Raw genomic sequence first — 16,616 nt, forward strand, 5'->3', positions numbered from 1 at the left:
GTCACGAAACGCCATCAATTCAACAACCGAGCGGCAACACGTCCAGGGGGGAGAATTGCTTCGACTTATTTAAATATTATGAAAGCCGTGGTTGAAAATAATCGCCAACTACTATATTTATTATAAATACAAGAAATAAAAGGACTCAATTAACCCGTGCTAAACGACTTTCCGCAACGCCTCCAAAGTCATGCCTGAGAGCCAATGAGCCTCGCAACCACCTATCACCAATGAAAACTCCACCATACAAGATGCTACTCACGGTCGCAGTGCTTTGGTTGGCAGGCCTCTCACACGCCAGCACCATTTTCTGGAGTAGCAGCTTCACCAATAATATTCTACTCACGAGCACTGGGCAGCCTCTGGACGGGTCATTCTCCTTTGAGATCGGATACTTTGCGAACGGCTTTGATCCGACACTGGAGCAGGCAGGCCTGTGGCAGGCGAACTGGAAGGTGTTTGACCGAGCTTATGATCCGACGCCGCTGGACCCCAATGATGGTGACCCTGAAGGATGGAATGAACCACTGCAGTTCTTCGTCGGGACGGTAGAGCACACGCTCACCGGCGGGTCCAGTTCGCCAGACGCAAATCCTTCGGATGTCTTCAATCAGGGAGATGTGGCTTATCTTTGGGTGTACAACACCAAGAACTTTGATTCGACCACGGAGTGGGCCCTGGTAAAGGACACAAGCGGGCTCGCAAACGTCTGGAGTTTCCCTGATCCCACGGATACAGGCTCGTACAACTGGGATTTGGATGATGCTGACACCGCCATCGTCGGCGGGGTAAATAATATGCAGGGCGGGGGGGGCTATTCGGTGAATCCGGGAACATTTGCTCTTCAAACCCACATGGTTCCAGAGCCAGGGTCAGCCCTTCTGATTTTGCTGGCCGCCGGAGTCTGGGCATCTCGCCGAATCCGATTCCATCCATCAGGTTCCCGCTAATTTTAGAATGCGCGTCAGCCTCTCACTCTTCGATGCATGCATTCGCGGTCCAGTGATGGCCCGCTTTCGCGCTTTGTTGCTTGGGAGTTCATTTGGGTTGTGTTTTTTGTCCTCGCCGTTGGCCGCGCAGACCCTCGACTTCGGTGACTACTCCAGCTTTAGCAGTGCCAGCAGCACGGTGGTCACCACGCTGAAGATCGGTGCCACCACGGACAAGGAATCCGCCATCACCTCGAATGCCACAGCCACGGGAGATGACATCACGGGCAGTGATGACGAAGATGGCGTGACACTGCCTGCAAACATCATCCAGGGGGCTCTGACGACCATGACGGTGAACGTCACCAACACCACTGGCTTCTCGACCTACCTCAATGTCTGGATCGACTTTAACCGCAACGGTTCCCTCGCTGACACAGGTGAGCTGGTGTTAACTAATTCCGTGATTGCCAACGGCACATCGAACTCGAATCGAACCGTGACTTTCACCGTTCCGCTAACGGCCACCGCCGGGGTGGCGGGCGTGCGCGTGCGCCTGACCTCGGGCTCCAGCCCGGGTCCAGCCACTTCCATCGGTAATGGAGAGGTCGAAGATTACGTCGTCAACATTGTGACAAGCACGGACTTCGGTGACTACCCCTCCTTTCCTTCGGCATCTCAACGGGCTGACAGCGCTCTGCTGCGCATCGGCACGGCAGCCACGGATGCCGAAGCGGCCTATCCAACCACAGGCACAGCCACGGTGGATGATACCACGGGCACGGATGACGAAGATTTGACCATGCCGGTTTTCACTGTTGGTGCGGCCACGACCCTTTCGGTGCCCATCACCGCGACTCTCGCCTCTCTCAGTGGCGCAGCGGCGCGTGCGATTGTGTTTGTGGACTGGAATGGCGACAATGACGTGATCGACACCGGTGAAACGCTCGCGGTGCAAACCATCGCCACAGGCACCAACACGCTCAGTTTCAGCCTTACTCCACCGACGGGTACGGTGTCTGGCACAAAATACCTGCGCATTCGTGTGGCTGAAACGACTGCCACACCGGCTTTCAGCGGTGCCTCTGCACTGAGAGGCGAGGTGGAAGATTATTCCATAACGGTCATAGGCGATGATTTTGGTGACTACGCCAGCTTTGTCGGTGCCAGCAGCGCCATGCTTGCTACGCTGAAAATTGGAGCGACGACAGACGCCGAACTCAGTGCCACCACAAATGCCACCGCCACGGGTGATAACATTACGGGAAGCGCCGACGAAGATGGGGTGACGGTTCCTGCCAGCATCGCGCAGGGTAGTGCCAGTTCCATGACCGTTAATGTTACGAACACTTCGGGGCTCAGTGCCTATTTGAACGTTTGGATTGACTACAACCGCAACGGTTCGCTTGCGGATACAGGCGAGCAAGTGGCGATTAACACGCTTATCGCGAACGGCACGTCTAACTCGAGCCGCACCGTCAACTTCACAGTGCCGGCTTTTGCCAGTTTGGGCGTGATTGGAGTGCGGGTACGTCTGACGAGTGTCAGCAGCCCTGGTCCTGATGGAGCTGATGGCAATGGTGAAGTGGAGGACTACACGACAAACCTGATCTGTGGATCATCGGTGCTCAGCCGCTTCAACCTGATCAGCAAGAACGCCATCACCGTGAATAGTGCAACGCTGACCACCGGTCGCGCTGTCGCCAACAGCCTCTCGCTCGTCAGCACGACCATGAGCGTAGGCGGCACATCGTCCGTACCTGATGGTGGTACCGCGCCCACCCAGTACAGCCTGGCCTTGCAGACTGCGCTGACCATGACCAGTTCCACCATCCGAGCTTATACTGGCAGTGTCTATCTGGCACCCTCCATCACCTTCACCAGCAGCAATCTGACCTATCCTTCCGGCAGTGGTGCCACAGTCACCACCAGTCCGCCGGACTTCAATGCCATCTATGCTGCGCTCAATTCGGAGTCTGCTGGTTATGCTGCGCTGACGGCCAACAGCACGGTGACGGTCAGCGGCGGCACCTACACGCTTGTCGCGGGAGCCTCGGTAGGTACCGGGGCTGCCGTGTTTAATATGACCGTGGCGGAGTTCAACAGCGCCCAGTTTGCCCTCAACAGCAACGGTCAGAATCCCAGCGCCTGGATCGTCAATGTCAGCGGCACGGGTGATGCGACGTTCGACAGCACCACGGTCGGATCAGAGAACCAGTGGAAGGACCTGGTTTTCAACTTCCATGAGAGCACCGGCACCATCTCCATCATCAGCACCACCATGAATGCCTCGGTGATCGCTCCTTCCGCCACAGTTAGCATCGACAGCACCACCAAGGAAGGCAGCATCGCAGCAAACAACATCGTCATCATCAGCAGCACTATCGGCTTCCCGATGTGGACCGGTGATTACTGCGGCTCCACCGTCGGGGCTGGGAACCTCATCTACCTCGATGCCAACAGCGACGGCAACTACGACACGGGTGAAGGGGTGGATGGAGCGACTGTGCAGATCTATAAAAAAGGCGACACGGCGGGCAGTTCCACCCCGGTCGCGACGGCGACAACCTCTGGCGGCGGGAAATACCTTTTCAGCGGCCTGCGCCCTGGCAGCTACTTCGTGCATGTGCCCGCCGTCAATTTTAACACCGGCGGTGCTCTTGCTGGTAAGCAGTCGGCGACGAGTGTCAGTTGGCGTGATGATGAAGACCACGGCCTCGACGCGGCCGTGCCGGCGGCTTCAGGCGTCAGCACGCGGGTCTTCGTCCTGACACCCGGCAGCCAGCCGACTGACACCACAGGTGAGACCGGCTTTGATGCGGCTTCAGACAACAGCTCGGATGCCAATGTCAATCTCACGATCGACCTTGGGTTTTCGACCCCCATCGTTGATTTTGGCGACCATGCAGATTTTCTTTCTGCTAGCAGCATCTCCAACAGCAAGCTGCGCATCGGTGCGCTGGTGGATTCCGAACCTCTCCCCATCACCGATGCCACGGCCACAGGCGATGACACCGCCGGCACCGATGACGAAGACGGCGTGACCATGCCGACTACCATTACGCAAGGAGTGGCCGGCTCCATGACCGTGAACGTCACCAACACCACTGGTGCCAGTGCTTATCTCAATGTCTGGATCGACTTCAACGGTAATGGTGTGCTCACAGACAGCGGAGAGCAGGTAGCTGTTAATACCCTGATCGCCACGGCGACTTCGAACTCTAACAAGACCGTGGCTTTTACTACAGCAGCTATCGTCAAGGTGGGCACAGTTGGTGTGCGCGTGCGCCTGACCAGCACAGCAAATCCAGGGCCTGATGGACAAGATGGCAATGGCGAAGTCGAGGACGTCGTCACCAGCATCATTGCCAACACGGACTTCGGCGACTTCAACAGCTTCCCCAGTGCCAGCAGCAAAGCCAATGGCACGCTGCGGCTCGGTGCCTTGTCGGATTCTGAAGGCGCGGGCGTCACGAATGTGACCGCGACCGGTGATGACCTGGATGGTACGGACGATGAAGACGGAGTGGTGGTGCCAGTGAGCGTGGCGCAGGGGGCAGCGGGGAGTCTGGGGCTGACTCTCACGAACACGAGCGGGACGACGGCCTATCTTAATGCGTGGATTGATTTCAACGACAACGGGGTGCTGACGGATGCGGGGGAGCAAATTGCCGCCAACACCAGCATTGTCACTGGCACCTCGAACTCGCCGCTGACTCTTAATTACACCGTTCCTGTGGCCGCGCCGATCGGCACCGTGGGTGTGCGCGTGCGTTTGACGAGTGTCATCACGCCTGGTGCAGATGGGCTGGATGGCAATGGCGAGGTGGAGGACTACACCTTGGACATCGTCGTGCCGACGACTGACTTTGGCGATGAACTCGACTTTGCCGATGCCATGAGCACGGCGAATAATGCGCTGCGTCTCGGTGCGCTGGTGGATGTGGAAGGCTCGTCCACCAGGAATGCCGGTGCCACGGGTGATGATACGACTGGCAGTGATGACGAGGACGGCCTGAGCTTCCCGTCTGTCACGGCGGGTCAGCCGGTGACGCTGCCTGTGACGGTGACGAACACCACGGGCGCTGCGGCCTTCCTCAATGCGTGGATCGACTTCAACAACAACGGTTCGTTGCTGGATGTGGGCGAGCAGGTCGCGGCCAATGTCAGCGTGGCCAGCGGCCTGACCAACGGTGTGCTCAATCTCAACTTCAACGTGCCGACCAATGCGGTGACGGCGGCGACGAGCCTGGGCGCGCGCTTCCGCATCACCGACACGGCCAGTCCGGCGCCGACCGGCTTTGCAGGCGTCGGTGAAGTGGAGGATCACCCGATCGTCATCCTCGCACCGCTCACCGACTTCGGTGACCACAGTGATTATGCGGATGTCTCCAACACGGCGAGCACGAACCTGCGCATCGGTTTGCTGGTCGATACGGAGTATGCCTCGACACGCAACGCAACCGCCACGGGCGATGACGTCACCGGCAACGACGATGAAGACGGAGTCACGATCCCGGCGATGACGGCGGGTGCTCCGGCGGCGATCCCGGTGACGGTGACCAACAACACGGGTGCGGCGGCCTTCCTCAATGCCTGGATCGACTACAACGACAACGGCGTCTTTGGCGATGCGGGCGAGCAGATCGCCACCAACGCGTCCATCGCCAACCTGAGCACGAACGTGGTGTCCACCCTTAACATCTCCGTGCCAGCGACGGCGACCACGGCGGCCAGCCTGGGCGTGCGTGTGCGCCTCACGGCGCTGTCTTCTCCTGGAGCCACGGGTGCGGGTGGTCTGGGTGAAGTGGAAGATTATGTCGTGACCATCGCTGCGCCGACGACGGACTTTGGCGACTTCGCCAGCTTTGGCAGCGCCAGCAGTACGCGCAATGCGACCTTGAAGCTGGGCGCGCTGCTCGACACCGAATATGTGCAGACCGTCAATGCCACGGCGACGGGTGATGACATCACCGCCAGCGATGACGAAGACAGCGTCACGTTCCCGAGCATGACCGCAGGTGCACCTGCGACGATCCCGGTGTTGGTGACGAATACGAGCGGTGCTGCGGTGTTCCTCAATGCCTGGATCGACTACAACAACAACGGCACGCTCGAAGCAGGCGAGCAGATCGCCACGAACGTCAGCATCGCCAATGGCAGCAACAACATCACACAGAACCTCAACATCACGGTGCCAGCGGGTGCGCTGACGGGGGTGAACCTCGGTGCGCGCTTCCGCCTGACGAGCACCAGCGGTGCGGCAGCGACGGGGCTCGTCGGCAATGGTGAAGTGGAAGACTACATCGTGACCGTCACGGCTCCGACGACGGACTTTGGAGACCACAGCAGCTTTGCGGATGCCTCCCAAGGCGCGAACCCGTTCCTGCGCATGGGTGCGCTGATCGACACCGAATTTGTGTCCACGCGCAACGCCACTGCCACAGGTGATGACACCACGGGCAGCGATGACGAAGACGGCGTCGTTGTTCCATCCATGATCGCGGGTCAAACCGTGACGATCCCGGTGACCATCAGCAACGGCACGGGAGCCGATGGGTTCCTGAATGCCTGGATCGACTACAACAACAACGGCGTGCTTACGGACTCCGGCGAGCAGGTGGCCACCAACATGGTGATCGCCACGGGCGCGGTCAATGCGGTCACCAACCTCACGGTCACCGTGCCAGCCACAGCGACGACGGGAGCGAGCCTCGGCCTGCGCTTCCGCCTGTCTGCGCCGAGCGGTCTCGGTCCTACTGGCACGAACGGTCTTGCCGGTGAAATCGAAGATTATGCCGTGACCATCGCCGCGCCGACCACGGACTTTGGTGACCACGCCAGCCTGGCGGATGCCACCAGCACGCGGAACGCCACGATCAAACTCGGAGCGCTCACGGATGTCGAGTTCCTCTCCACGCGCAATGCCACAGCAACAGGTGATGACACCACCGGCAGTGATGATGAAGACGCCGTCACCATCCCGGTCATGACCGCCGGTTCATCTGCGACCATCCCGGTGCTGGTGACCAATACGAGTGGAGCCGCGGTCAGTCTCAACGCCTGGATCGACTACAACAACAACGGCTCGCTGGCCGATCCCGGTGAACAAATCGCCAGCAACGTCAGCATCGCCACCGGCAGCAACAACATCACGCAAAACATCGCCATCACCGTGCCCGCCACCGCGACGACGGGTGTGAACCTGCCCGTGCGTGTGCGGTTGACCTCGACCACAAGCCCCGGCCCGACGGGAGCCAGCGGCAACGGCGAAGTGGAAGACTACATCGTGAACATCGCCAATCCGACGACGGACTTCGGCGACTTCGCCAGCTTTGGCAGCGCCAGCAATGCCGCGAATACCACGCTGCGTCTCGGGGCACTCGCCGATGCAGAGTCCGTGGCCACCACCAATGCGACGGCCACGGGTGATGACACCACGGGCAGCGATGACGAAGACGGCGTCACGCTGCCGACGATCATCGCGGGTCAAACGGTGACCGTGCCCGTTGTGGTGACCAACACGACCGGCGCAGGAGCCTTCCTCAACGCCTGGATCGACTTTAATAATGACGGCGACGTGCTCGATGTCGGCGAACAAGTCATCACCAACGTCGCCGTGGCCACCGGCAGCAGCAACATCACCATCACACCGAGCGTCACCGTGCCTGCCACCGCGTTGACTGGAGTCAATGTCGGCGTGCGCTTCCGTCTGACGACCACCGCCACACCCGGAGCCACGGGAGTCATGGGCAGCTTCGGCGAAGTCGAAGACTACGTGATCTCCATCGCCGTGCCGACCACCGACTTTGGTGACTTCACCAGCTTTGCCGATGCCACCAGCACGGTGGTTGGCACGATCAAACTCGGAGCGCTCACCGACACGGAGTTTGCCTCCACGCGCAACGCCACGGCGACGGGTGATGACACCACCGGCAGTGATGACGAAGACGCCGTCACGTTCCCGACGCTGATGGCCGGAGCACCCGCCACCCTCCCCGTGCTCGTCACCAATACGAGTGGAGCTGCGGTCAATCTTAACGCCTGGATCGACTACAACAACAACGGCGTGCTCACCGATGCCGGTGAACAGATCGCCACGAACGTCAGCATCCCGACGGGCAGCAACAACATCACGCAGAACATTGCCATCACCGTGCCAGTCACCGCACTGACCGTGACGAACCTCGGCGCACGCTTCCGTCTGACCAGCACCGCCACCCCCGGAGCCACCGGCGTCAGCGGCAATGGCGAAGTCGAAGATTACATCGTGAGCATCACCAATCCGCCGTTGGATTATGGCGACAGCAGCGCCCTTGGCAGCGCCAGCAGCACCGCCAATGCCGCACTGCGTCTCGGGGCGCTGGTGGACACCGAATTTGCCCCCACGCTGAATGCCACCGCCAGCGGCGATGACAACACCGCCAGCGATGACGAAGACAGCATCAGCATCCCCACCCTCACCGCAGGGGCGCCCGGCACGATCACCGCCACCGTGACGAACACCACCGGTGCCGCCGCCTTCCTCAATGCGTGGATCGACTTCAACAACAACGGCAGCATCGCCGATGCGGGCGAACAGATCGCCACCAACACCAGCGTCGCCACCGGCACCATCAACGGCAGCATCCCGATCAACCTCACCGTCCCCGCCACCGCCACCGCCGGTGCCAATCTGGTGCTGCGCTTCCGCCTCACCAGCACGAGCACCCCCGGCATCACCGGCACCGTGGGCACGGGCGAAGTCGAAGACCACGTCACCACCATCGCCGTGCCGACCACCGACTTTGGAGACTGGAGCGGAGCCGCCGATGCGTCCAGCATCGCCAGCTCGAACCTGCGCATGGGATCACTCGCCGACCCCGAATACGTCTCCACCCGCAACGCCACCGCCACGGGCGACGACATCACTGCCAGCGATGACGAAGACGGCGTCACGCTCGCAGGCAGCTACAACCTCGGAGCCTCCGGCTCCGCCACCGTCGTGACCACCAACCTCAGCGGAGCAGCAGCGTATCTGAATGCGTGGATCGACTACAACAACAACGGTTCCTTTGCCGATGTCGGCGAACAGATCGCCGCCAACACACTCGTACCCACAGGCACCAACGGCATCGCCCAGGCCGTCAACTTCACCATCCCGGCCACAGCCACCCCCGGCCAGCGCGGCATGCGCGTGAGGTTCACCGACGTGCAAAACCCAACGCCCGTCGGAGCCGCCGGCATGGGCGAAGTCGAAGACACCCTGCTCACCATCAATTGCCCCACGATCACTCTGGCTCCGACCACGGTGCCCAATGGCACCGCGGGTGCCGCCTACTCGCAGACGATCACCGCCACCGGTGGCACCGGACCTTATAGTTATGCGCTCAGCGCAGGCACCCTGCCAACAGGACTCACGCTCAGCCCAGCAGGACTGCTATCTGGCACCTTGAACAGCGGCACCGTCGCCAACTTCACCCTCCGCGCCACCGATGCCAATGGCTGCACCGGCATCCAAGCCTACACGGTAACGCCCGCGTGCCCGTCGATCAGCATCGCCCCCACCACCGCGACCCAGGGCCTCATCAACACCGCCTACACGCAAACGCTGACTGCCAGCGGCGGCACCGCGCCCTACGGCTCATGGACCGTCACCGCAGGCACCCTGCCAAGCGGCCTCACCCTCAATGCCAGCACCGGCATCATCAGCGGCACCCCCACCGCCGCCGCAAGCCCAGCCACAAGTGTCACCATCCGCGCCACCGACTCCAACGGCTGCCAGGGCACTCAGGTCATCAGTCTGAAGATCTGTCCCGTGGTCACGCTGAGCCCCACGAGCCTCGCCGCAGCCACCGTGGGCGCTGCCTATAGCCAAACCGTCAGCGGCAGCGGCGGAACCTCACCTTATTCTTTTTCTATCAGCAGTGGCAGCCTGCCTGCCTGGGCTAGCTTGAATGCCAGCACGGGTGTCATCAGCGGCACACCGAACAGCACGACGACAGCCAACTTCATCATCCGCGCCACGGATGCCAATGGCTGCTCTGGTACACGAGCTTACAGTATTACCCCTGGTTGTCCGTCGATCACCATCACCCCGGCTACTTTGACTTCGGCCCTGATCAACGCCCCTTACTCGCAGACCGTCACGTCATCTGCGGGAACCGCTCCTTATGTTTATGCCATCGCCACTGGTGCGCTGCCGACCGGTCTTACTCTCGATACGAGCACGGGTGTCATTAGCGGCACACCCACCAGCTCGGCCACCGCCACCTTTACCATTCGCGCCACGGATGCCTTCGGCTGCGTCGGCACAAGTTCCTCCTACAGCCTGACTCCGGCTCCCAACGCCGACTTTGGCGACCTGAGCACCTTTGGCAGTGCCAGCAGCACGAAGAATTCCACTCTTAAAATGGGAGCACTCGTCGATTACGAATATGTGCAGACTGCCAATGCCACCGCTACTGGTGATGACATCACGGGCTCAGATGACGAAGACGGTGTGACGCTGCCGACGGGAGCCATCCAAGGCCAAAGTGGACTGAGCGTGACCGTCAATGTCACCAACACGAGCGGAGCTGAAACTTATCTGAACGGATGGATCGACTTTAATAACAACGGCGTGCTTACAGATGTTGGGGAGCAGATTGTCTTCAACGAGCCGTTGGCGACAGGCACCAGTAGTGCCAACATGACCTACACTTTTAACGTGCCGTCCATAGCGGCGATAGCCACTGTCGGAGTGCGTTTCCGGTTAACTTCCATCGCAAATCCTGGCAGCACGGGTGCCTCTGGTGCCGGTGAAGTCGAAGATCATACGCTCACCATAGCGGACGCTTCAGATCACGGCGATTTCTCTCTCTTCCAGGATGCCGCCAGCAAGCTTTCCAATACTCTCAAAATGGGAGACTTTACGGATGCCGAACCCACGGCGGTCACGAATCTGGCGGCGACCGGGGATGACGTCACGAACATCAACGATGAAGACGGCACCACGGTGCAGGCCATCTTAGTCCGCGGCCAGGCCGGTGTCGCCGTGACCGTGAATGTGACGAATCTCACCGGCTCACCTGCCTACCTGAACGGCTGGGCTGACTTCAATAACAACGGTGCTCTGACGGACACCGATGAACAGATCATCAGCAACGTGGTGGTGCCCACGGGCACCGTCAGCGACTATCAGACCTTCTTCTTTGATGTGCCGAGTAACGCAAGCCTTGGCGTTATTGGCACACGCTTCCGTCTGACCTCTATCTCAGCTCCTGGACCGGTCGGTGCCAGTGGTAATGGAGAAGTGGAGGACTACACCACCACGATCGTTGTCCCAGCCTCAAACTTCAGGGACTACTTTTATGCCATCCGAAGCACCAACGGAAACTTCTATCTGGACGAAATCTCCGTCTATAACCCCAACTCCGCTACTCCGACCGTCTCTGTCATTCCAGGCATCCTGAATTTGAATACCGCAACGTCGCGCTTCAACGCCAGCGCCACGAACGCTTATATGAACGGTCTGGCGTTGGACTGGCTGAACAGGCGCTTCTACTGGAACTCAAGTTCCTCAGGATCTAGCGGCTACAACTTCCAGCTCAACACCGCCTATTACGACAATGTGACCAAGACTTGGAGCTATCAGACCGTCACAGGGTCCAACCTTTCCAATATTCCATTCAACACTGGCTCACCCAATTCATCTTCAGCGGGTGCGGGTGCCTTCCCTCGTGCCGCCTATTACGCCGGGGATTACTACGGCGGCGGTCAAAGCAACGACAACATGGTCGCCTGGCGTCTGGACACGACAGGCAAGGCGCTCAAAACTCCGGCCTTCAATGATTACCCAAATTTCTTCCACCTGACTCAGAAATTTGGTGGTGGTGACTTTGTGATTCGCCCTCAAGATGGTTTGCTGGTCACCTCCACAGCGGTGGACAATACGACGAACACCGTCTTCAATCAGTTCATGACCGATGGGTTCAACCCCTCTGGGCCAGCAGCCAGGAGTGTGAATATCAACGGGCAGATTCCTGTATCATCAAACAGTGCAGTTCAAATCGCGGGCGTAGGTGGCGTGACGCGAATGTATGGTGTGTCATCCATCGGCGCAGCATTACACCGGCTGGACAATTATGACACGACCTCACCAGTCGCTGTGAGGGTCGGTACACTGCCCACAGGATCTTCGGTTAAATACGATGACTTGTCAGAAGGCATCTCATCCTCTGTCACATCACTCGGCGTGAAAGGTATCGTGTATGAAGATACGAATGGGCTGGCTGATAACACCGTGAATGGAACCGGCTCGAATGTGGGAGGCACCTTGTTTGCGATGCTCGTGGATGCCGCAGGCAATCTGGTGGACTCCTTCCCCGTCAAAGATGACGGCACCTTCATTCTGGGCGGCGCCTCAACTAACACTGCCTACACCGTCGTCTTGAGCACCTCCTACGGAAGTCTGGGTGGCACAGCTCCCGCAGCCGACTTGCCCCCCGGCTGGATGAATACGGGTGAATTCCTCGGCTCAGGTGCTGGCAGTGATGGCGCGGTGAATGGCAGACTCTCGGTCTCGATCGCATCCAATGGCCTCGTGAATGCCAAGTTTGGCATCTCTCAGGCGGTAAGCGTCGGCAATTTGGTCTGGAATGACATCAACAACAACGGACTCAAAGACGTGAGCGAAAGCGGCCTCAGCGGTGTCACCGTCCAACTCTGGACTCCTGGCACAGACAACGCCATCGGCGGCACCGGTCTGGCCGCAGACACCTTGATCGCGACCACCACCAGTTCCGCCTCTGGTGCCTACGCTTTCACCAATCAACTCCAGGGCAAGTATTTCGTCTGTGTCACCCCGCCTGCTCTCTACGGCTTTGCCAGCAGCACCGTCGTCACCTTAGACAACGGCGTCGATAACGATAACAATGGGTCACAGCCCGGCGGCAGAGGCGCTCAAGTCTATGGTCCGGTGGTCGATCTGGCTGTAGGCAAGGAACCGGGAAATCTCGCCAGCGGCGGCATCGATATCGACAACACCATCGACTTTGGCTTGCTGACGGCGCTGGATTTTGGCGACAATTCATTCTTCGGCAGTGCGGGGAGCACGGTTGTTTCGAGTTTGTTCATCGGGTCTCTCACGGATGCCGAGTATGCCGCGACAACCAACGCAACAGCCACCGGAGACAACATCACCGGACTCAATGATGAAGAGGGTGTCACGATGCCAGCGGGTCTCATCCAAGGCACAAGCGGCTCAATGACTGTCCGCGTGACAAACACCAGCGGCTCCAGCGCCTACCTGAATGTCTGGATTGATTACAACAACAATGGAGTGCTCACAGACAGCGGCGAGCAAGTGGCGGCCAATACGCTGATCGCCACCGGGACCTCGAATGCCAACCGCACAATCAATGTCACAGTTCCAGCAACTGCCTTCATCGGCAATGTCGGCGTGCGTGTACGACTGACTTCCGTCAACACTCCTGGCTCAGTAGGCACCAGCGGCAATGGCGAAGTTGAGGACCACATCCTCACCATCATGCCTCCTGTCGATTATGGGGATTACGCCAGCTTCGCCAGCGCCAGCAGCACAGCAGTAAACAACATCTACATCGGGACTCTTGTGGATACGGAACCTGTGGGCGTCACCAATCCCACAGCCTCAGGCGATGACCTTGCCGGAACAGATGATGAAGATGGTGTGACCATTCCTTCGAGCATCGCACAGGGAGCTCCTGCCAGCATCATCGTCAACGTCACCAACACCTCCGGCCAACAAGCCCGTCTGAGTGCCTGGATCGACTTCAACCGCAACGGCGTACTGACTGATGCCGGTGAACAAATCGCCAGTGACACGAACATTGCCAACGGCACTCTCGATGCCGATCAGACGATCAATTTCACCGTGCCAGCCACGGCCCTCGCTGGCACGACCGGCCTGCGTGTGCGTCTCACCGACACCAACAACGCGGCATCGGTGGGGCTCGTTGGCAATGGTGAAGTGGAAGACTACGTGGTCTCGATCAACTGCCCCACCATCACACTCACGCCCACACTTCCAGCGGCCTATCTGAGTAGTTCATACACACAAACAGTCACTGCCAGCAACGGCAGAGCGCCTTATAGCTACGCCTTGCAAAGCGGCACACTGCCTGCCGGTCTCTCCCTCGCGGCGAACGGTGCAATCACCGGCTCCCCCACCTCCATCGGTGCCTCTACCTTCACCGTGCGCGCCACAGATGCCAATGGCTGCCAGGGCTCACAAAGCTTCACCCTCGCCGTTAGAGGCATGGCCCTCGGCGACCTCGTCTGGCAGGACAATGACAACGATGGCACCCGCGATGCCGGAGAGCCCGGCGTCGCCGGTGCTGTCGTCCAGCTCATGAACCCAGGTGCTGACAATATCATCGGTGGCAGCAGCGCCGACTCCCAGGTTGGCTCCCTCATCATCACCCCCGCCTCCGGCCTCTTCACCTTCACCAATCTGCCCCCTGGAAATTACTACGTCCGCGTCGTCCCACCCACCGGCTACACCCACACCAGCGGCACCCCCGCCACGGCAGATAATAACCTCGACAGCAATAATGACGGCACCCAGCCCGGCGGCCCCGGCACACCGCTCTTCAGCCCGATCATCACACTCGCCCCCGGGACCGAATCCATCACCGATGGAGATTCCGATCCCGACACCAACCTCACCACAGACTTCGGTCTCTGGGCACCCATGGGGGTGGGCAACATCGTCTTCATCGACATTAACGGCGACAGCACCTTTAGCCCCAACGAAGGCCTCCAGGGCATCTACGTTTATGTCTTCCCCGAAGGTGCCGACCCAGCCACCACCGACCCTGTCGCCGCCGCCATTACCGACCATAAAGGCCGCTTCTTCATCGACGAGATCAATCCCGGAAACTACTTCCTCCACCTCCCTGACGGCCAATTCGCCACCAACGAACCCCTCGCTGGCATGATCCCCATCACCAGCGTCGTCGCGGGGGATGACAACCTCGGCCAAAACCTCCTCGCCAACTCCACCCCCACCAATGGCGGAGCCAGCACCGGCACTTTCACCCTCACCCCTGGCGGCGAGCCAGCAGGCAGCGCCGAAACCGGCTACGAAGCCTTCGTCGATGACGCCTTCATCGACTCGAACATCGACTTTACCCTCGACCTTGGCCTTCGCAGCCCCAGCGGCACCGGCTATCCCCTCGCCCAGCGTGAGCGCAATACCGATGCGGTGACTGCCGCCTCGCCTGACACGACTGAATCGGACAAGCAGCCCGTGACCTTCTCTGCCTGGAAAGACACACACCCAGACACCGACGCCGATCTCTACCCGCACCTCCTCGAATACGCCCTCGACACCGACCCTGCCGATGGCCGCAGCGGTGCAGGCACCTTCACCCTCGAAGTCACCCCTCTCGGCACCGCCGACGCCCTCTTCACCCGCCCCGCCAATGGTCGGGCTGACATCCGCTACGACCTCGAAACCAGCCTCGATTCCCTCGCTTGGGCCAAGACGACTATCACCCCAAGCATGACCATCGGCACTGATGGACGCCAGATCGTCCGCTACGCCAATCTCGACGCCACCACCCTCGAGACCCGCGCCCTCTTCCGCCTGAAGGTCAGCCTTGATGCCAACCTCGACGGCACCGCCGAGCAGGTCGCCGTCTCGCCGTCCGTCATGTTTAGTCGCGAGACCTTCCCCATCGGCCAGCGCACTCTCTCCATGCCGCTGGTCAAAACCGAACTCTTCGCCGGAAGCATCACCAACACGGACTCCACGGTCACTCTGCCAACTCCCGTCACCCTACCCGCTAATACCGAACTTTATCTCGAAGACCTCACCACTGGCCTAGCCTACGAGATCGACGAATCCGCCAGCACCAGCACCACCCTCGTCGCCACTGAGGCCTTGCCGCCTCTTAACCGTGTCGCCCTCCGCGTCCACCACACCCTGAGCACCCTCCTCCCTGCCGATCTTTTCACCGCTGAAGACCGTGTCCTCACCTTTGACCCCGCCGTCAATAACTTCACCCCCACCGACCTGACCGCCACCGGCTGGGCTGAAGACCTCACCTTGCCAAAACAGACCGGCCTCCTCGTCCACCTCCGCACGAGCGAAGTCACCCTCCTGCTCACTGGTCAAGTCACCCTGAAGCCCGCTCTCAAGCCTGCCACTGCTACCCGCCTGCTCAGCAGTTCCAGTGTCACCGCCGAGTCTCCGTTCCGTCTTGGACTCACCCCCGAAAACAATTTCCGCGCCGCCACCGACCCCTCCGCCGCCACGCGCCTCCGCCTCTGGAAAGCCGACACCGACTCCACGCAGACCGGTTACGACCAGCTATACCTCAGCCCCATCATGTGGCTCCGAGAGTCCTCCCCCAGCGCCGAAAACCTTTCGGAAACCAAACTCCTCGATCCCTTCCGCGCCTTCTTCCTCGTGCCGTGAAGCTCTGCCGACGCGACGCAAGGGTGTCTCGTCTCTCCTAGACTCGCCTGTCAAAGGTCGGTTAGGTGGCCAAATGATTCTGCGTCATCCGAATAGCCAGCAGGCTGAGTCCCGTTTTCAGCACCGGGCTCATGGCTTCGCGTTCGGTGGATCGGGAAACGATGAGGCAACACAGGGATCTTTTTGAAAATCCCGACTCGGCGACGATGATTGTTAAGTTATTTAAAATATCAGCTCAAATTGTATTGAAATTATAATGAGTA

At 59.9% G+C, this 16,616-nt stretch carries 2 protein-coding genes; both read left to right on the forward strand.

Annotated features, from left to right (window positions below):
* Positions 1–230: 230 nt before the first annotated feature.
* A complete protein-coding gene (locus AC6FTP_RS15280) occupies positions 231–950 on the forward strand; it encodes a PEP-CTERM sorting domain-containing protein (protein WP_497207782.1) in 720 nt (239 codons plus the stop codon).
* 106 nt (positions 951–1,056) lie between these two features.
* A complete protein-coding gene (locus AC6FTP_RS15285; protein WP_497207783.1) occupies positions 1,057–16,353 on the forward strand; it encodes a GEVED domain-containing protein in 15,297 nt (5,098 codons plus the stop codon).
* The last annotated feature ends 263 nt before the right edge of the window (positions 16,354–16,616 follow it).

It is taken from the genome of Prosthecobacter sp. (genome assembly GCF_044378005.1).
GTDB lineage: Bacteria > Verrucomicrobiota > Verrucomicrobiia > Verrucomicrobiales > Verrucomicrobiaceae > Prosthecobacter.

Coding starts and splice junctions, on each gene's coding strand:
- AC6FTP_RS15280 (WP_497207782.1), top strand. CDS start 231: ATGAAAACTCCACCATACAAGATGCTACTCACGGTCGCAGTGCTTTGG.